13 protein-coding genes are annotated in these 18,228 nt (G+C 72.0%); 8 read left to right on the top strand and 5 right to left on the bottom strand.

The annotated features are described in order from the left end of the window. Positions 1 to 11 precede the first annotated feature (11 nt). A complete protein-coding gene (locus AB0H37_RS10270; protein WP_329085712.1) occupies positions 12 to 1,160 on the bottom strand; it encodes a glycosyltransferase family 1 protein in 1,149 nt (382 codons plus the stop codon). Between the two features lie 132 nt (positions 1,161 to 1,292). Then, positions 1,293 to 2,021: a class I SAM-dependent methyltransferase gene (locus AB0H37_RS10265; protein WP_329085709.1), complete on the bottom strand. Its 729-nt coding sequence runs from the start codon at positions 2,019 to 2,021 to the stop codon at positions 1,293 to 1,295. Between the two features lie 66 nt (positions 2,022 to 2,087). On the opposite strand from AB0H37_RS10265, the gene AB0H37_RS10260 reads away from it, so the two are divergent. Together AB0H37_RS10260 and trxA are read left to right on the top strand one after the other, a co-directional pair. Then, positions 2,088 to 3,074, top strand: coding sequence for a lysylphosphatidylglycerol synthase transmembrane domain-containing protein (locus tag AB0H37_RS10260; RefSeq protein WP_329098550.1), 987 nt, complete (start codon positions 2,088 to 2,090; stop codon positions 3,072 to 3,074). Further along, positions 3,071 to 3,394, top strand: coding sequence for a thioredoxin (trxA, locus tag AB0H37_RS10255; RefSeq protein ID WP_179837481.1), 324 nt, complete (start codon positions 3,071 to 3,073; stop codon positions 3,392 to 3,394). The genes AB0H37_RS10260 and trxA overlap by 4 nt, the downstream gene beginning before the upstream one ends. Here trxA and AB0H37_RS10250 read toward each other — a convergent pair. The 3 genes from AB0H37_RS10250 to AB0H37_RS10240 all read right to left on the bottom strand — a co-directional run bounded on the left by AB0H37_RS10250 (position 3,375) and on the right by AB0H37_RS10240 (position 7,573). Next, positions 3,375 to 4,457 carry a glycosyltransferase family 4 protein gene (locus AB0H37_RS10250; protein WP_179837482.1) on the bottom strand — a complete coding sequence of 361 codons (1,083 nt, stop codon included), beginning with the start codon at positions 4,455 to 4,457 and terminating at the stop codon, positions 3,375 to 3,377. The genes trxA and AB0H37_RS10250 overlap by 20 nt on opposite strands. Before the next feature lie 4 nt (positions 4,458 to 4,461). Next, complete coding sequence (locus AB0H37_RS10245; RefSeq protein WP_179839056.1) at positions 4,462 to 5,394, bottom strand: glycosyltransferase family 2 protein; 933 nt, start codon at positions 5,392 to 5,394, stop codon at positions 4,462 to 4,464. A gap of 112 nt (positions 5,395 to 5,506) precedes the next feature. Then, on the bottom strand, positions 5,507 to 7,573 hold the full coding sequence (locus AB0H37_RS10240; RefSeq protein WP_360612188.1) for a hypothetical protein: 2,067 nt from the start codon (positions 7,571 to 7,573) through the stop codon (positions 5,507 to 5,509). Positions 7,574 to 7,698: 125 nt separating this feature from the next. On the opposite strand from AB0H37_RS10240, the gene AB0H37_RS10235 reads away from it, so the two are divergent. From AB0H37_RS10235 to AB0H37_RS10210, 6 genes are all read left to right on the top strand, one after another. Then, positions 7,699 to 8,550: a TIGR03089 family protein gene (locus AB0H37_RS10235; protein WP_360612187.1), complete on the top strand. Its 852-nt coding sequence runs from the start codon at positions 7,699 to 7,701 to the stop codon at positions 8,548 to 8,550. Positions 8,551 to 8,665: 115 nt separating this feature from the next. After that, positions 8,666 to 10,087 carry an LCP family protein gene (locus tag AB0H37_RS10230; RefSeq protein WP_179837485.1) on the top strand — a complete coding sequence of 474 codons (1,422 nt, stop codon included), beginning with the start codon at positions 8,666 to 8,668 and terminating at the stop codon, positions 10,085 to 10,087. A 168-nt stretch (positions 10,088 to 10,255) separates the two neighbouring features. Further along, a complete protein-coding gene (locus tag AB0H37_RS10225; RefSeq protein ID WP_329085700.1) occupies positions 10,256 to 11,260 on the top strand; it encodes an acyltransferase family protein in 1,005 nt (334 codons plus the stop codon). 54 nt (positions 11,261 to 11,314) lie between these two features. Beyond that, positions 11,315 to 12,472 (top strand): acyltransferase family protein, encoded by a 1,158-nt coding sequence (locus tag AB0H37_RS10220; protein ID WP_329085698.1) that lies wholly within the window; start codon positions 11,315 to 11,317, stop codon positions 12,470 to 12,472. Positions 12,473 to 12,531: 59 nt separating this feature from the next. Next, positions 12,532 to 14,745 (top strand): bifunctional glycosyltransferase family 2 protein/CDP-glycerol:glycerophosphate glycerophosphotransferase, encoded by a 2,214-nt coding sequence (locus AB0H37_RS10215; RefSeq protein WP_329085697.1) that lies wholly within the window; start codon positions 12,532 to 12,534, stop codon positions 14,743 to 14,745. Positions 14,746 to 14,813: 68 nt separating this feature from the next. Beyond that, positions 14,814 to 18,227, top strand: a complete 3,414-nt coding sequence (locus AB0H37_RS10210) for a CDP-glycerol:glycerophosphate glycerophosphotransferase (RefSeq protein WP_360612186.1) — start codon at positions 14,814 to 14,816, stop codon at positions 18,225 to 18,227. Position 18,228: the final 1 nt, after the last annotated feature.

Genomic DNA, 18,228 nt, shown 5'->3' with positions numbered 1-18,228 from the left:
TCGGAGAGAGCCTAGTGGGTGCGTGCGGAAGCGTACTGGTCCACGGCACGCTGGTAGGAGGCCATGTGGGCCTCCGCGGACGCCGACCAGGAGAACCTCTCGGAGCGGGTGTGCGCGGCCTCGGCGAGCTCGGCGCGGCGGGACGGGTCGTCGATCAGGGAGGCGAGGGCGGCGCCGATGCCGTCCGGGTCGGGTTCGGTGTAGGCGACCGCGTCGCCGCCGACCTCGGGGAGGGGCCCGCGATGGGTGGTCAGGACGGGCGCGCCGCAGGACATGGCCTCCAGGACGGGCAGCCCGAAGCCCTCGCCGCGGCTCGGGAGCGCGACGACCAGGGCACCGCCGAAGAAGCCGGGCAGGTCCGACCAGGACAGGTAGCCGGGACGCAGGACGCGCAGTTCCAGCGGGACGGTGGCGAGGGCCGCGTCGACCTCGTCGTCCCAGCCGCCGCTGCCCGCCAGGACGAGCGCCGGGGCGTCCTCGCGGCCGGCGCAGGCCCGCACCCAGCCGCGGATCAGGTTCGGGACGTTCTTGCGCGGCTCCAGCGCGCCCAGGTAGGCGATGTACGGGCGGCCGTGCAGGCCGAGGCGGTCGGAGACGTGCTTGACCTCCGGCTCGGACGGGCGGTGGAAGACCTCGTGGTCGACGCCGTGGTAGGCGACGTCGATGTGGGACGGGTCGGCGCCGAGGATGCGCACCAGCTCGTCGCGCGTCGCCCGGGACGGGGCGATCAGCCGGGTCGCGCGGCGGGCGGCGGTGCGCGTCGCCGACTTGATGTAGGAGGTGCGCACCGGGTCGTGCAGCTCCGGCTCGGCGAACAGGGTGACGTCGTGGATCGTCACCACGGTCGGCAGGCCGGCGCTCACCGGCATCGTGTAGGTGGGCAGGTGGATGACCTCGGCGCCGACGCGCAGGGCCACGTGCGGCAGGCCCGACTGCTCCCAGGCCAGGCGGGTGGCGCGGTGCGAGAGCGTCGCGGGGCCGGCGACGACCCGCGCGCCGGGCACGAGGCCCTCATAGCGTTCGGCGTCCGCACGCTGGCAGGCGACGGCGAGGTCCGCGCCCTGCCGGTGCAGGGCGCACAGCAGCCCGTCCACGTACCGGCCGAGCCCGCCGCGATCGGCAGGCACGGCGGTGGCGTCGAGCAGAATCCGAGGCCCCACGGTCCACTCCCCCATCCAGCGCGGTGGCGTAGATCACTCTTTACTCTTCGAGCGTACGCCCGGAAGGCGCCCGCTCGCCGGATCTCGTCCCACGCGATTCATCGTGAGGGCCCCTCCCCGCAGGGCCACCTCTTACGCGCTCCGCCCCCGCGCGCCCTGTCTTTTCCGGGCCCGGACCAGAACGATGCTGCCGCGCTCGTTCGGTGCGGCGCGGTCGGCGAGCGCGACGAGCGGCGTGAGCGGCGCGGCGGCGTTGAAGCCGACCTTGCCGCCGTAGGTGGACAGGGACAGGTAGAGGCGCTCGGTGGCGGCGGTGCGGAACTGGTAGCTGTGCCCGACGAGGTCCAGGCCGCGCTCGTCCATCAGCTTGCCCAGGCTGTCGTGGGTGTAGGTGTGCTGGACGTGGTACTTGGCCTTGTGCGCGTCGCGCAGTTTCGGCCAGGCGTCGGCACGGCTCAGCACGTCGGCGGACATGAAGATCTCGCCGCCGGGCTTGAGGACCCGCGCCATCTCGTCCAGGGACCTGCCCCCGTCGTCGAAGTGCTCGATCGCGCAGACCGACAGGACCGCGTCGAACGAGCCGTCGGCGAACGGCAGCCGCAGCGCGTCGCACTCGACCAGCGCGGGGGCGTGCGCGAGCGTCCGCCCGTAGACCATCTTGCCGCGGGCCAGGTCGATCGAGACGGCGTCGGCGCCGCGCCGGCGCGCGCGGCCGGCCCAGTAGCCGTCACCGCCCGCGACGTCGAGGACCCGCTTGCCGCGCAGGTCGCGCCCCATCCAGTCGAGCAGCGTCCCCGCCTCGCGGTACCGGCATACGTGCACCTGGTGCCCCATGAAGGCGACCACATCGGAAATCTTCATCGCCCCCCAACTCTAGGCGGAGCGGGCGGCCGTGAGGTCACGTTCGCCTACGCTGGGCGCGTGAAGATGAAGGTCGTCGCCGTCCGGAGCCTGCGCGTGCTCCTGGTCCTGCTCGCGCTCGCGTTCTGCGGCTACAGCGTGGCGTCCCAGTGGGACGCCGCGGTGGACGCGTTCCGGCAGATGTCGTGGGCGACGCTCGCCGGGGCGCTCGCCGCCGGCCTGGCGGGGCTCTTCGTCTGGATGCTCGGCTGGCGGGAGTTCCTCGCCGGGCTCGGGTCGCCGCTGCCGGTGCGGGCCGTCTTCCGGATCTCGGGGATCAGCCAGCTCGGCAAGTACGTCCCGGGCAAGGTGTGGGCGCTGGTCACGCAGATCGAGATGACGCGCGAGCACAAGGTGCCGCCCGAGCGCAGCTTCGGCTCGACGATGCTGGCGGTCGCGACGTCCACCTCGTGCGGGCTCGCGGTCGCGGCGGTGACGCTGCCGCTGACGTCCGCGGCGGCGCGCCGGGAGTACTGGTGGCTGTTCCTGCTGGCGCCCGTCCTGCTGGCCATGCTGCACCCGAGAATCGTGAGCTGGGCGCTCGGCGTGATGCTCAGGCTCGTGCGCCGGCCGCCGCTGGAGCACCCGGTCGGCCTGGGCGCGACGCTCAGGGCCGTCGGGTGGACGGTCCTCGGCTGGGCCCTGTTCGGCGTGCACACCTGGCTGCTGTGCGCGGCCGTGGGCGGCGACGGCAGGGGGCTGCCGTTCCTGGCGACCGGGGCGTACGCGCTGGCGTTCGTCGCCGGCTTCCTCGTCTTCATCGCGCCGGGCGGCATCGGGGCCCGGGAGGCGGCGCTGACGGTCGTGCTGACGCCGGTGCTCCCGGCGGGCGCGCCGGTCGTGGTCGCGATCGCGTCCCGGGTGCTGCTGACCGCCGCCGACCTGCTGATCGCGGGCGTGGCGTTCCTGCTGGGCAGGACGGCCCCGGGCACCGGGAATGAACCGCGGTCCAAGGAGCTTGTGACCGGTACGCCGCCCACGACGGGCACGCAGCCTACGAAGGAGGGACCGTGACGGCCCCGATCACCGTGACCGACGCGACGTTCGCGGACGAGGTCCTGAGCAGCGACACCCCCGTTCTGGTCGACTTCTGGGCCGACTGGTGCGGACCGTGCCGCATGATCGCTCCCGTGCTGGAGCAGATCGCCGCCGAGCAGGACGGCAAGATCAAGATCGCGAAGATGGACTACGACGCGAACCCGCAGACGCCCGGCAAGTACGGCGTGATGGGGCTGCCGACGCTGCTGCTCCTCAAGAACGGCGAGGTCGTGGAGCAGATCGTCGGCGCCAAGCCGAAGCGCGCCCTGATGAAGGTCATCGAACCGCACCTGTGAGCGCGTCGAGGTAGGCGGCCCACACCGGGCCGTGGTCGACCGGGCGGACGCCGGAGCGCAGGCGCTCCGGCTCCCCCGGCGTGTAGAAGCGGCGGAGGGCGCCGGCGAGCGAGGGCACGTCGTCCGGCGCGCAGACCAGCCCGTCCACGCCGTCGCGGATCTGCGCGGCGAACCCGCCCACATCGGTGGCGATCACCGGGAGTCCGTGCTCGTAGGCCATCCACACGTTCTGCGACGACGTCGCCGACCGGTAGGGCATGACGAGCGCGTCGGCCGCGGCGAACAGCCCCGGGAGGTCGGCGGCCGGGACGTACCCGGGCCGCAGCTCCACCCTGGACGTCAGGTCCAGCGAGCCGACCAGCTCGCGGGTCTCGTCCAGGCCGCCCCAGAACTCGCCCGCGACGGTGAGCGCCACGTCGTCCGGGCCCTCGGCGAGGGCGCGCAGCAGGACGTCCAGCCCCTTGTACGGGCGGACGATCCCGAAGAACAGCAGCCGCCGGCGCACCTTCCCGTCGCCGGGCGCGGCGGCGCCGGCCGCGGGCAGGTGCGCGGCCATCTCCGCGACCCGCACGGGCCGCCGGGTGAGCCCCCGCGCCAGGTCGGCCTGCGCCTCGGTGTGGACGAGGACGCCGTCCGCCTTGCGCAGCAGGCGCCTCATCAGCGGCTCGTCGTACGGCTTGCGCTCGTGCGGCAGCACGTTGTGGCACAGCGCCACCACCGGGGCCCGGCCCCGGAGCCCGGCGAGGATCCCCAGGTAGGCCGGCACCTGGACGGTGCTGAGCACCACCAGGACGACCAGGTCGCACGACCGTAGCGCGCGGCCGGTGCGCCACCACCCGTCCGGGCGGCGCCAGTCGAGCCGGCGCCGGGTGCCGGGGAACGGCTCCCCCTCCGGCTCGGAGATCGTCTGCTGGCCGGGGTACAGGAACGAGGGGTACTGGGCCCGCCAGGACTCGATGACGACGTCGTGGCCGGCCGCCGCCAGCCGGTGCGCCAGCTCGGTGGTGTGCCGGGCGCCGCCGCCCTTGTAGGGGAACGCGGGCCCGACGATCGCGACGCGCATGCCGCTAGACGTCGCCGCGCGAACGGACGATCAGGTCGGCCAGCAGCGCCAGCGACGCGATGATCAACCCCGTCACGAAGATCATGATGGTGTTGTTGGCGAAGTACCCGAAGTGCACCACCATGTCGAACACGCCCTTGAGCAGCCCGATCACGATCAGCCACAGCGCGGGCGGCATCAGCACCTTGAGCGGGTTGAAGTACATCACCATCCGCAGCACCTGCAGGATGTAGCGGTAGGCGTCCTTGGTGAAGTGGAACTTCGACTTGCCGGCCCGCTTGGCGTAGTCGATCGGCACGTACCGGACCGGGTGCTGGTTCGACAGGAACGCGATGGTGATCGTCGTGACGCAGGAGAACCCGGGCGGCAGCAGCCGCAGGTACGGCAGCGACACCTCGCGGCGGAACGCGCGCAGCCCCGAGTTCAGGTCGGGGATCCTGGTGTTGGTGAGCCGCTCGGCGACCTTGCGGATGAACCACTTGGCGGGCACCCGGAGCGCCTTGTGCGTGCCCTCCTCGGTGGTGCGCGCCCCGACGACCTGGTCGACCGCCGGGTCGGAGTCCAGGACCTCGATCAGCTCGGGGATCCGCTCGTTCGGGTAGGACATGTCGGCGTCCGTCCACACGACGATGTCGCCGCGGGCCTGCTGGGAGCCGATGCGCCGGACGGTGCCCGACCCGCTGTTGTGCTGGAACGCCATGATGCGCATGTGCGGGAAGCGGGGCGCCGCCTCCTCCAGCCGGGCGAGCGTCGCGTCCGTCGAGCAGTCGTCGACGGCCAGCAGCTCGTAGGTCTTTCCGCTGCCGTCCATCGCCTCGCAGATGCGCTCGACCTCGTCGATCACGTGGTCCTGCTCGTTGTAGCAGGGCAGGACGATCGTGACGTGGACGGTGTCGGACGCGGCCGGCGGACCGGGCGCGGGCACCGGATCGGGCACGGGCGCGGGGTCGGACGCGGGCTCCACATCGGCGGGCGGCTGGGGCTTCGGCTCGACAGACTGGGTGCTCACGCAGCGCGAGGATACTCGCCCCCGCGCACATCGGCGGCCACTACGGCCGCGCGGGCTCGGCCGTCCACACGTCCATCGTCAGCCCCCAGGTGCCGCCGGGCGGCCCGGTGAGCGTGCGCCCGTCCTGCCGCGTCACCAGGTGCAGCACCTGCCGCGGCGTCCCGTAGGGGGCGACCTGCTCGGGCTTCGCCGCCATGATCACCGGACGCCGCCCGGCCCGGTGCACCCCGGCGACGACGCGGCGCACGTCCTCGGGCGACGCGGCGCCGGTCGTGCGCGCGGCGGGCAGCCCGCACTCACCGCGGACGACCTGGAGGAACCGGTCGGCGGTGGCCTGCTCGACCATCACGACCGAGGCGCGCGGGCGCAGCGCGCGGCACATCCCGTCCACGGCGGCGACCTCGCCCTGCTCCGTGCGGGTCACCAGGTAGCCGCCGGACGTCAGCACGATCGGCACCAGCATCAGAGCGACGCCGGCGACCGCGCCCCTCCGCACCACCTTCGGCCCGTACCCGAGCCGCCGGACGCGCGTGACGGTCCAGGCCGACGCGAAGACCGTGAACAGCAGCAGGCCGGGGATGGCGAGGCCGATCAGCCGCCGGGAGGCCCACGGGTGGTCGGGCGTGATCCCGGGACGGACCAGCACCTGCGCCGTCGTCCAGACGACCATCGCGTAGGGCAGCAGCCATTCCGGGGACTGCCCGCGCAGCAGACGGCGCACCAGCAGCGCCGCGCCGAACGTGGCGAACAGCAGCGCGGGGACGCCGACGTACCAGACGACCCAGTACAGCGACAGCTCGGAGTACTGCCGGGTGCCGTCGACCGGGAGGTCCTGGATCTTCTGGATCATCTCGATGAACCGGACGTTCATCGCGTCGTCGCCGGTCGCGGGCGGGCGGCGGACGGTCTGGACCAGCGGCCGGAGCGCGAAGCCCGCCATCACCAGCACGGTGAGGACCGCGGCGGCGCCCGGCAGGCGGCCGCGCGCGACCGCCGCGCCGGCGCGGCGCAGCCGGGCCGCCACCGGGTCCCGGCGCAGCGCCGCGACCAGCAGGACCGTCGCGACGAGGACGGCCGCGGAGATGGCCAGCAGCGGCACCAGCGACGCCCGGAGGTAGGAGAGGTAGGGCCGGGACATGGTGAAGCCCTCGACCACGCCGGCTCCCACGCCGAGCAGCAGGCCGCCGGCCGTCCAGTATCCGGCCGCCCGCCTGCGCGCGATGAGCAGGCCCGCGAACGCCACCACCGGCAGGACGTCCCGCAGCCCGTCGATGCGGACGAGCACGATCAGCCCGAGCGCGGCCCCGGCCAGGAGCGCCTTGGCGCCGGCGACCCGCCCGTCACGGGGCTCCCGGCGGACGTCGTACATCAACGACAGGCCGCCCAGCAGCAGGACGATGGCGGGCAGCTCGCTGAAGGTGTTGCGGGAGACGTAGAGCATCGGCAGCGTCAGCGCGAGCAGCAGCGCCCCGGCGGGCGCCCAGCGGGGGCCGACGAGGCGCGCGACGAGCCCGGCGAACGACAGCACGCAGCAGGCGCCGAGCACCGGCGCCATCAGCACCATCCCGTGGGCGCCGCCGACCCATCCGGCCGGCGCCAGCACCAGCGGCCATCCCGCCATGAACTGCGGGACGACGGCGCCGCCGTCCTGGTAGAAGGCGGGGCTCGCGAAGTTCAGGGCCGCGTCCGGGCCGCCGAACGCCCCCTCCTCCAGCGGGATCGGCAGCGATCCGTGCTCGGCCAGCCACGTCGCGAACTGGACGTAGGACGCGGGGTCGCGGCGGACGACGATCTGCTCGGCGCACATGACGACCTGGAGCACCAGGAACGCGGCCGTGACGGCGAACACCGACCACACCGGCCGGCGCTGCACCGCGTCGAGGCCGCCCGGGGCGTTCAGGGTCCCCGGACGCCCGCCGGGGGCGTCCCCCGGCCGGGTCCGCAGGCCGAGCCACAGCACGAGGGCGGCGACCGGCACGAACAGCGCGACCGCCGGGGCCGGGCGGAACACGCCCGCCATCAGCAGCGGCAGCGACACCGCCAGCCATGCGACGAGGACCAGCGCCGGGGCGGCGGTGGCCCGGACGAGCAGCCGACCAGCGTTCATGATTCCGCCCCATGCCCGCCGCCGGGGCGCTCGCCCGCCACTGTTCCGTGCTTCACCCGTGCGGAGCGTAGCGGCATCGGCGCGATGGCGGCGCCAGGACGATCATGCGGGCATACGCTCGGACCATGAGCGCACATGCCGGGGCCGCGGGCACGCCCGCGGAGCTGCTGCGGCGGCGGGTCGCGGACGACCCGTCCCGCCCGCTGGTCACCTTCTACGACGACGCGAGCGGCGAACGCGTCGAGCTGTCCGCGCGGACGTTCGGGAACTGGGTGGCCAAGACGGCGAACTTCCTGGTGGACGGCCTCGCCGCCGAGCCGGGGACCCGCGTCGTCCTGGTCCTGCCGCCGCACTGGCAGACCGCGGTGTGGCTGATGGCCTGCTGGTCGGCGGGTCTCGTCGCCGAGCCGGTCGACCCGGAGGATTTCCGGCGCGGCGGCGCCGAACCGGCCGGGGCGTCCGATCCGTACATCCTGGCGGCGGCGCAGGAGGTGCTGGACGACGTGCTCGCGGACGACGTGCTCGCAGGAGGGGCCGAGGAGATCGTCGGCCTGTCGCTGCACGCGCTCGGCGGCCCGCTCGCCGACTGCCCGGCCGGCGTGACCGACTACGCGGCGGAGGTGCGCGCGTACGGAGACCGATTCGCCCCCGGCCCCGGGGTGGTGCCGGAGACCCCCGCGCTGAGTGTGACAAAGACCACATTCAGCGCGGCGGAGCTGGTGGGCGCCGCGCGCGGGGCCGTTGAGAAATGGGAGCTGGACGCACGCGACCGGCTCCTGGTTGACATGTCCTTCGCCACACTCGACGGGGTACTGACCTGCCTACTGGCACCACTAGCCTCGGGTGCTTCCGTCATAATCCAACGAAACTTTGACAAAGCCGCCCTAGATCGTCGCCTGACCCTGGAGCATGTGACGGTGGTGGCCGGTACGCCCGGACCGAATGACGAATCCGGCTCCGTGTACCGCCTCCCCTGACCTACGCTTCCCTTGCCCTCGTCCCGTCCGTTCGAACCATGAGCCACGGGCCGTTCCTTTCGCGGGGACGCCCCCGGACCCCCGGAACCGCCCATACCCCCGGACCTCGGAGCCGATGAACAGCAACCCGATGTACATGGAGTACGTCGACGACGCCGACCCGCAGCCGGCGCCGCGACGTGGCTGGCGCATCCTCGGCTGGGTCTGCATCGGCCTCTCGGCGGTCATGGTGGTCGGCTCTCTCACCGCCTACGGCCTGTACCGCCGGGCGTTCGGGAACATCTCGCACGAGGACGTCAACGCCCAGCTCGGCCCCAACCGGCCGAAGAAGCTGAACAGCGCGATGAACATCCTGATGCTCGGGTCCGACACCCGTGAGGGCTCGAACGCCAAGTACGGCCGCTCGATGAAGAACGAGCCGCCCCGCTCGGACACGATGATCCTGCTGCACCTGTCCCCCGGCGGCGGCCAGGCGATGGGCATCAGCTTCCCCCGCGACCTGATGGTCCGGATGCCGTCCTGCAAGAGCCGCAAGGGCGGGACGATCCCGGCGCAGACCCGCGCGCAGATCAACTCGGCGTTCACCAACGGCGGCGCGGCCTGCGTCATCAAGACGATCGAGAGCATCTCCAACATCCGGATCGACCACTTCATGCAGGTCGACTTCAACGGGTTCAAGTCCATCACCAGTGCCGTCGGCGGCGTCCCGGTGTGCCTTCCCAAGGACGTCGACGACCCCAAGTCCAAGCTCAAGCTGAGCCGGGGCAAGCACAAGATCAAGGGCGAGACGGCGCTGGCGTACGTGCGCGTGCGGCACGGCCTCGGCGACGGCTCCGACACCGACCGCATCAAGCGCCAGCAGAAGTTCATGGGCTCCCTCGCCGGCCAGGCGATGAGCGCCGGTGTGCTCAGCAACCCCAGGCGCATGCTCCAGCTGATGAACGCCGTGACCAAGTCGCTCACCACCGACAAGGAGCTGACGCCGCAGGTCATGATGGACATCGGCAAGGAGATGCAGGGCATGACCACCGGCAAGCTGCGGTTCGTGACCGTCCCGTCCGGGCCCGACCCCCTGGACCCGAACCGGGTGGCGCTCACCACCGGCGCCCAGCCGTTCTTCTCCGCCGTCCGCAACGACAAGACCGTGCCGAAGGAGCCCGCGCCGGGCGCCACGAAGATCCCGCCGAGCCAGGTGCGCGTGCGGGTCTACAACGGCAGCGGCATCGACGGCCAGGCCGGTCGCGTCGCCGACGACCTGGAGTCGCAGGGCTTCCAGGTCACCGTCGGCGGGAACGCCCCCGCGCCCACGACCGCCACGAAGGTGCTGTACGGTGCCGGTGCCGACCAGCAGGCGCAGACCCTGACCTCGATGATCCCGAGCAAGCCGCAGGCCGCGGCGCGCACCACGGGTGGCACGCCGGGCGTCGTCGACCTGATCGTCGGCCAGAACTGGACGAACCTCAAGAGCGCCGGCGGCGGCATCCCGAAGCAGCAGGGTGAGATCCGCGCCAGCGACGACATCTGCAAGGAGAGCTGACCGGGCGGCCGTATGACCTACACCACCAGGCCCTCAGAGGCCGACGCGGCACAGCGAACCGAACGGCCGTCGTCCACGGACCCGGCGGCGCCCCCCGAAGCGCGGGCGCCGGGTGTCGCGGGCACCGCAGCCTCTGGGAGCCCGGCCCCGCAGGGGGCCGCCCGCAAGGTGCGCGACCCCTTCTTCGACAACGCCAAGTACTTCGCGATCCTGCTGGTGGTGGCGGGACACTCTCTGGCCAACCTGCTGAACGTTCCGCTGGCCAAGGGTCTCTACCTGTTCATCTACATGTTCCATATGCCGCTGTTCATCGTGATCACCGGCTATTTCTCCCGGAACTGGACGTTCTCCGGCGGCAAGGCCCGCAAACTGATCACCAACGTCGGGGTGCCGTACGTGGTGTTCGAGTTCGCCTACTCGCTCTACGACTGGCTCGCGGGCCGCAACCACCTTGAGATCAGCCTGCTGAACCCGTACTACCTGACGTGGTTCCTGTGCGCGCTGTTCATGTGGCGGCTGTCCACCCCGGTCTGGCAGCAGATCCGCTGGCCGCTCGCCGTGGCGACGGTGTTCGCGCTCCTGTCGTACATGAGCGACCTCGGCGGGACGTTCGACATCCACCGGGTGATCGGGCTGCTGCCCTTCTACGTCCTCGGCCTCACCCTGAAGCCGGTGCACTTCGAGCTGCTGAAGAAGCCGATCGCGCGGCCGATCGGCGCCGTGGTGCTCGCCGCCGGCCTCGCCGGCTCCTATCTCGTCATGAACCGCATGTCGCGGAGCTGGATCTACTGGAAGCACGCGAACTTCGAACTCGGCGTCGGCAACCTCACCGGCACCGTGGTGCGGATCGCGATGTTCGCCGCGGCGGTCGTCCTCGTCGCCGCGTTCCTCAGCCTCATCCCGCGCGGGCGGTACTGGTTCACCGCTCTCGGCTCCTACACGCTGTACGCCTACCTGCTGCACGGGTTCGTGACCCGGCTGCTGAACTTCACCGGCTGGTGGGGCGCCGACTGGATGCACACCCCGGCCGGGGTGGCCATCGTGGTCGCCGGCGCCCTGGTGGTCGGAACGTTCCTGTGCTCCAAGCCCGTCGTCCGGACGATGAGCTGGGCACTGGAGCCGAAGATGACGCGGGTCTTCACCCCGCTGAGAAGACCCGCCCGCTCCCGCTGACGCCCCGTTCCCGCCCTCGCTCGCGCTCCCGCTGAGACCCGACCCCCCGGAGATATGACCGACGTCCTCCCCACCCCGCCACCCGCCACGGGCAGTGCGCCTTCCGCCACGGGCAGTGCGATCGTCACGCCCGAGGCCCCGTCCATCCCCGCTCCGCGTCCCGTACCGGGCCCGGCGGCGCCGCCGAAGCCCGCCCGCCCCCGGGACGCGTTCTTCGACAACGCCAAGTTCTTCACGGCCGTGCTGGTCGTGGTCGGGCACTTCTGGTCCCAGTTCGGGGACAGTCGCGCGGCACACGCCGCGTACGTCGTCCTCTACGCCTTCCATATGCCGGTCTTCGTTTTCATCACCGGCTATTTCTCGCGCGGATTCATGCGCTCGACGGACAAGTTCCGCAGCGTTCTCCCCACGCTCGTCGTCCCCTACGTGATCTTCATTCTGCTCTATCGGGCGCAATTGATCCTCATCAACGGGGTGCAGTTCCGGCTGAGCGAACTCTTCCGGCCGCATTTCCTGATGTGGTTCCTGGTGGCGCTCGTGTTCTGGCGGCTGAGCGCGCCGCTGTGGGGGCACCTGCGCCATCCGGTGGCCGTCTCGGTGGCGTTCTGCCTCGTCGGCGGGAGCTGGGCGTTCACCGCCGACTCCACGCTCAGCCGGACCGCCGGGCTGCTGCCGCTCTTCGTCCTCGGACTGACCGTCGACCCGGAGCACGTGCGGCGGCTGCGCGCCCCCGGGGCGCGGTGGGCGGGGCTCGCCGTGCTGGCCGCCGCCCTGCCCGTCGCCTACGTCTGGGAGCTCGGCACGGTCGTCCCGAAGATCGACAGCGGGCTGCTCTACTGGAACCAGGGTTACGATGCCATGGGCTTCGACACCGCCGAAGGCATGATGTGGCGGCTCGTGGCCCTCGCCTTCGCCGTTCTCCTCGGCGCCGCCTTCCTCGCGTGCATCCCGCGCGGACGGTCCTGGTACACCGAGATGGGGACGCGGACGATGTACGTGTACCTGCTGCACGGGCTCGTCATGAAGACGTTCGATTACACCGGCGTGCTGGACAAGCCAGTCCTGCACAACCCGTTCGGCATCGTCTCGGTCACCGTGGCCGCCGCCGCGCTCGGCGTCGTCCTCGCCACCGCACCCGTGCGGCGGCTCACCCGGTGGGCGGTCGAGCCCGACGCGCGGTGGCTCCTTCGATCCGCGCCCGGCCGGACCTGAGGTTCAAGCCCGACCTGTGGGTATAGTCCAGAATCACCGAGTAGTTGATTGGCCTTCGCGTGAGCTCTGATCACGATATCTCTTTGAGCATCATCGTGCCCGTGCACAAAGTGCAGGGGTACATCCGGCAATGCCTTGATTCCATCCTCGATCCGGATCTTCCCAATCTTGAGGTCATCGCCGTCGACGACCACTCGCCGGACGGCTGCGGCGAGATCCTCGACGAGTTCGCCGAGCGCGACTCGCGCGTCAAGGTCCGGCACCTCGACGAGAACGTCGGCCTCGGCCACGCGCGCAACATCGGGCTCGACATGGCGACCGGCGACTACGTCTGGTTCTTCGACAGCGACGACCACGCGACCGACGGCGCCGTCCGCGCGATCTGCGACCGGCTCGCCGAGACGCGGCCCGACGTGCTGGTCTTCGACTACGCCCGGTCCTACTGGAACGGCAAGGTCAAGCGCAGCATCATCAACCACCTGTTCCGCGAGCCGCCCGCGCCGGAGGTGTTCACCCTCGCCGAGCGGCCGAGCGTCCTCGAGATGATGATGACGGCGTGGAACAAGGCGATCCGCCGCGAGTTCCTGCTCGACCTCGGGCTGCGCTTCAGCGGCGGCTACTACGAGGACGTCAACGTCACCTACCCGATCCTGATGGCCGCCGAGCGCCTGAGCCTGCTGGACCGGGTCTGCTACATCTACCGGCAGCGCCGCCGCGGAGCGATCACCAAGACCGCGAGCGCCAAGCATTTCGACGCGTTCGCGCAGTACGACCGCATCTTCACGTTCATGGACGGGATGGGGGCGAAGGCCGACCCGTTCCGCCCGCTGATGTTCGACCGGACGATCTGGCACCTGCTCGTCATCATCGAGCGGCCCGACCGCGTCCACGAGTCGGAGAAGGCGCGGTTCTTCGCGGAGATGGCGAAGACGTACAACAGGTACGAGCCGGCGGGGCACGTCCCGCCCGACGACAAGCCGTTCCTCGCCGACAAGCACCGGATGATCAAGGCGGACGACCACCGGGGCTTCGAGCGGGTCCGCGCCGCCGAGGCCAAGGACAAGGCGCGGAACCGGGGCGGAAAGGCCGCCAAGATCCGCAGGCGCGGTGTGCTGCTGGGCAAGGAGCTCGCCAAGGAGCGCTACTACCAGATGCAGCGGCGCCTCCCGATCGAGGAGGACCTCGCCGTCTTCGGCGCGTACTGGTACCGCGGGTACGCCTGCAACCCGGCGGCGATCTACGAGAAGGTCCGGGAGCTGGCCCCGGACGTCCGCCCGGTGTGGATCGTCAAGCCCGGAGCGCGCAAGACGATGCCGGAGGGCGTCGACTACGTCGTCGCCGGCTCCGCCGACTACTACCGGACGCTGGCCCGCGCGAAGTACTTCGTCAACAACGTCAACTTCCCCGACAACTACGTGAAGCGGCCGGGGCAGGTGCACATGATGACGCAGCACGGGACGCCGCTGAAGAAGATGGGCCTCGACCAGATGGAGTACCCGGTCGGCGCCAACGACATGGACTTCAAGGCCCTCATCGCCCGGTCGGACCGCTGGGACTACCTCGTCTCGTCCAACCCGCTGTCGACGGAGGCATGGGAGCGCGGGTTCCCCTGCGACTACGAGATGCTGGAGATCGGCTATCCGCGCAACGACCGGCTCGTCTCGGCGGACGGGGACGAGCGCACCCGGCTGCGCGCCGAGCTCGGCGTCCCGGACGGCGCGACCGCGATCCTGTACGCGCCGACGCACCGCGACTACCAGCGCCGCTACACCCCCATGTTCGACATCGGGCGGGTCGTGGACGCGCTCGGCGAGGGGCACGTGCTGCTGCTGCGGGCGCACTACTACTACAAGATCAAGAACATGGCGGCGGACCTGGGCTGGCCGGAGGGCCGGGTCATCGACGTCTCCAAGCACCCGTCCGTCGAGGACCTCATGATCGCCTCGGACGCGCTGCTCACGGACTACTCCTCGGTGATGTTCGACTACGCCAACCTCGACCGGCCGATCGTGATCTACGCCAACGACTGGGAGACCTACCGGCTCACCCGCGGGGTCAACTTCGACCTGACGGCGACGCCCCCCGGCGTCGTCGCCGCGACCGAGGCCGAGCTGGTCGAGGCGTTCACGTCCCGGGCCGCGTGGGGCGACGCCGCCGCGAAGAACCTCGCGAACTTCAGGGCGCGGTTCTGTCCGTGGGACGACGGGCACGCGGCCGAGCGCGCCGTGCGCCGCATGTTCCTCGGAGAGAAGATCCCGAACCCGCCGCAGTAGGCCCCGGCGCCGGAGCCGCCGCCGCGCCGTCCGGCGCACACCCCGTCACGCCCGAAGGAGTGGGTCGCTTGCCCTCCAGCAGGATCAGCGTCGTCGTGCTCGCGCACGGAGCCGGAGAGTCCCTCGGCGGCACGCTCGCGTCGATCGCGGGCCAGTCGCACGCGGACCTGGAGGTCCTGGTGATGGACGACGGCGCGGGCGCCGCCGCCGGGGCCGTCATGCCCGACGAGCGGTTCCGCGTCGTGCGGCGGGGCGCGCCCAGCCGGGGCGCGGCGCGCGACCTCGGCGCCGCCGAGAGCGACGGCGACTTCCTGCTGTTCGTGGACGGCGGCGACGAACTGCCGGCGGAGGCCGTCGCGGTGCTGGTCGCGGCGCTGGAGTCCTCCGGGTCCGACATCGCGCTCGGCCGCGAGGCCGTCCGCCGCGGGCCGGACCGGGCGCCCGTGTGGCGGCCCGTCGAGCCGTCCCTAGCCCCGGCCACCGGCACGGACGTGCACCGCACCCCCGATCTCGTCCGCGAGCGCGGGGTCCGCGGGAAGCTGTTCCGGCGGTCGTTCTGGACGTCGCACGAGCTGGCGTTCCCCGATCTCGGCCGCTATGACGAGCTGCTGCCGGCGGTGCGGGCGCTGCACCTCGCGAAGGGCGTCGACGTGCTGCCCGGCGTCGTCCTGCACCGGCGGGGCGAGCGGTTCCCGGCCACGACGGAGGCACAGGAGATCGCGGACGGGTTCGGCGCCGTCGCCCTCGCCGTCACGTGGCTCGGCGAGCACGGCCACGCCCGGTCCCGGCGCCGGCTCCAGGCCCTCGCGGCCGCCGAGGAACTGCGGGTGTTCCTGGACGCGCTGCCGGACCTGCCCGCCGACGAGCGCGAGCAGGTCGTCGCGCAGGCCGCCGGGTACGCGTCCGGGCTGCCCGCGAGACTCCTGGCCGACGTCCCGGCGCTGACCCGGCTGAAGTGGCACCTCGCGTCCGCCGGGCACACGACGGAGCTGGTGAAGGTCGTCCGGTACGAGAGGGGGAAGGCCTCGCCGTCGATCGTCCGCGACCCGCTGCGCCGGTACGTCGTCTACCCGTACTGGAAGGACGCCAAGGTCGGCGTTCCGCGCGAGGTCTACCGGGCCCGCGGCGAGCTGCGGATGCGGGGCCGGGTCCACGCGGTCGGCTGGGACGGCGACCGGCTCACCGTCACCGGCGAGGCCTACATCAACTCCGTGAGCATGCGGCGCCGCTGGACGTCGGTGAAGGCGATGACGCTGCGGTCCGCCGGACGGAAGATCATCGCGCGGGCGCGGCAGGTGCCGGCGCCGGGCAAGCGGTCGGGCTGGTCCGGCTTCGAGTTCGCCTTCGACGTGAGCCGCCTTCGTGACCACGGAAGATGGGTCGAAGGCGTCTGGACGGTCGAGGCGTCGGTGCTGAACGCGGGCGTGTTCCGGCGGGGGCCGCTGCGGGGCGGCAGCTCCGGCAGCGGCGCCCACCCGCCGTACCGCTACGTCGCCGACGGCGTGCGCGTCGTCCCGCGCATCGACGACGGCCGCCTCGTCATCGAGGTCGAGCGGGTCGCGGCGGCGGCCGTCGCGCTGTCCTGGGACGGCGACACGCTGGTCGTCGAGGTGAAGGCGGACGAGGCGCCGGACGGGCTGTCGCTGACGCTCGGCGACGACCGCGTCGACGTACCGGTCACGGCGTCCGGCGACCGGTACGTCGCCCGCGTCGCCCCGGAGGCCCTCGAAGGGTCCCCGCTGCCGCCGGAGGAGATCGACGACACCCGCGACTGGACGGTCCGCGTCGCGGGCCGCCCCCTGGTGCTCGCCGAGGAGGTCGAGGACGTCCGGCGGGCGTTCGGCCCGCTGGAGGTCGCCGCGGGCCGCGGGCCCGGCGGCTACCTGCGCGTCCGGCGCACCACGGCGCGGCTCTCCGTCGACGGTTGCGCCTGGGAGCCGGACGGGACCCTCGTCCTGACCGCGGCGCACCCCGCGCACGGCGGAGGCCAGATCGTGCTGCGCGGCCGATGGCACCGCAAGGAGTACGCGTTCGACCTCGTCGCCGACCCGGCGTCGGGCGTCCTGCACGGGCGGGTGCCGGTCGCGGCCGTGCCGGGCGTCGCGGGCGTCCTGCCGCTGCGTCCCGGCCGCTGGGACGTGCTGTTCCGGCCCCCGGGCGAGCGGGCGCTGACCGTCCGGCTGTCGCCGGAGGCGCAGGGCGACCTGCCCGGACCGCTGGAGGTGGCGCGGCGCGGCTACGCCCTGGAGGCGCGCGACGGGCGGCTCGCCGTGGCGGTGACGGGCGACGTGCCGCCGGAGGAGAAGAGCGCCGGCACCAGGTACCGGGAGGAGGCGCGCCGCCGCGTCGACCGCGACGGGCTGCGCGACGCGGTCCTGTTCTCCTGCTTCAGCGGCCGGCAGTACTCCGACAGCCCGAAGGCCGTCCACGAGGAGCTGGTGCGCCGCGGTTCGGACCTCGATCAGCTCTGGGTCGTCAACGACGCGCAGGTGGAACTGCCGGGCACGCTGCGGCCCGTCCGGCTGCACGGCAGGGAGTGGCACGAGGCGCTCGCCACGTCCCGCTACATCGTGACGAACCACCGGCTGGGCGACGCGTTCCGGCGGCACCCGGACCAGATCGTCCTGCAGACCTGGCACGGCACGCCGCTGAAGAAGATCGGCGGTGACATCAGGGAGGTGCACTTCGCGTACGCGCCCGGTATGAAGAAGGCGCTCCAGTCGCGCTCGAAGGACGCCGGGCCCGTCCTGCCCGAGTGGAGCCACCTGCTGTCCCCCAACCCGTTCAGCACGGAGATCTTCCGCCGCGCGTTCGCGTTCAAGGGCGACATGCTGGAGGTCGGCTACCCCCGCAACGACCTGCTGTACAGCCCGGAGGCCGACACGGTCGCCGCGCGGGTGCGGGCCCGGCTCGGCATCCCCGAGGGCAAGCGGGTCGTGCTGTACGCGCCGACGTGGCGCGACGACCAGTACTACAGCCGGGGCCGCTACAAGTTCGACATGCGGATCGACCTGGAGCGCGCCCGCGCGGCGCTCGGCGACGACCACGTCCTGCTGGTCCGGCTGCACACCAACGTCGTGGACGGCGTCCGCGAGGACGGGCACGGCTTCGTCCGCGACGTGTCGGCCTATCCCGACATCACCGAGCTGTACCTGATCTCCGACGTGCTGATCAGCGACTACTCGTCGGTGATGTTCGACTACGCCAACACCGGCCGGCCCATGCTGTTCTTCACCTACGACCTGGCCGACTACCGGGACCGGCTGCGCGGCTTCTACTTCGACTTCGAGGCCGAGGCCCCGGGGCCGCTCGTGGAGACCTCCGACGAGCTCATCGAGGCGGTCCGCGACGCGGAGTCCGCCATGGACGGCTACCGCGACCGCTACAAGGACTTCGTGGCACGTTTCTGCCCTCTCGACGACGGGCATGCCGCCTCCCGTGCCGTCGACCGGGTCTTCGGCTCGGACGGCGGAGGCCGGTAAG

The organism is Actinomadura sp. NPDC023710 (genome assembly GCF_040639875.1).
Lineage (GTDB): Bacteria > Actinomycetota > Actinomycetes > Streptosporangiales > Streptosporangiaceae > Spirillospora > Spirillospora citrea.
Note: the sequence above shows the minus strand (reverse complement) of the source record. Positions and strands in the feature narration are given on the sequence as shown.

What these genes read in the sequence shown, in the direction of transcription:
- AB0H37_RS10265 (WP_329085709.1), bottom strand. Translation starts at nt 2,021, where the DNA reads ATGAAGATTTCCGATGTGGTCGCCTTCATGGGGCACCAGGTGCACGTA.
- AB0H37_RS10260 (WP_329098550.1), top strand. Translation starts at nt 2,088, where the DNA reads ATGAAGGTCGTCGCCGTCCGGAGCCTGCGCGTGCTCCTGGTCCTGCTC.
- AB0H37_RS10250 (WP_179837482.1), bottom strand. Translation starts at nt 4,457, where the DNA reads ATGCGCGTCGCGATCGTCGGGCCCGCGTTCCCCTACAAGGGCGGCGGC.
- AB0H37_RS10240 (WP_360612188.1), bottom strand. Translation starts at nt 7,573, where the DNA reads ATGAACGCTGGTCGGCTGCTCGTCCGGGCCACCGCCGCCCCGGCGCTG.
- AB0H37_RS10235 (WP_360612187.1), top strand. Translation starts at nt 7,699, where the DNA reads ATGAGCGCACATGCCGGGGCCGCGGGCACGCCCGCGGAGCTGCTGCGG.
- AB0H37_RS10230 (WP_179837485.1), top strand. Translation starts at nt 8,666, where the DNA reads ATGAACAGCAACCCGATGTACATGGAGTACGTCGACGACGCCGACCCG.
- AB0H37_RS10220 (WP_329085698.1), top strand. Translation starts at nt 11,315, where the DNA reads ATGACCGACGTCCTCCCCACCCCGCCACCCGCCACGGGCAGTGCGCCT.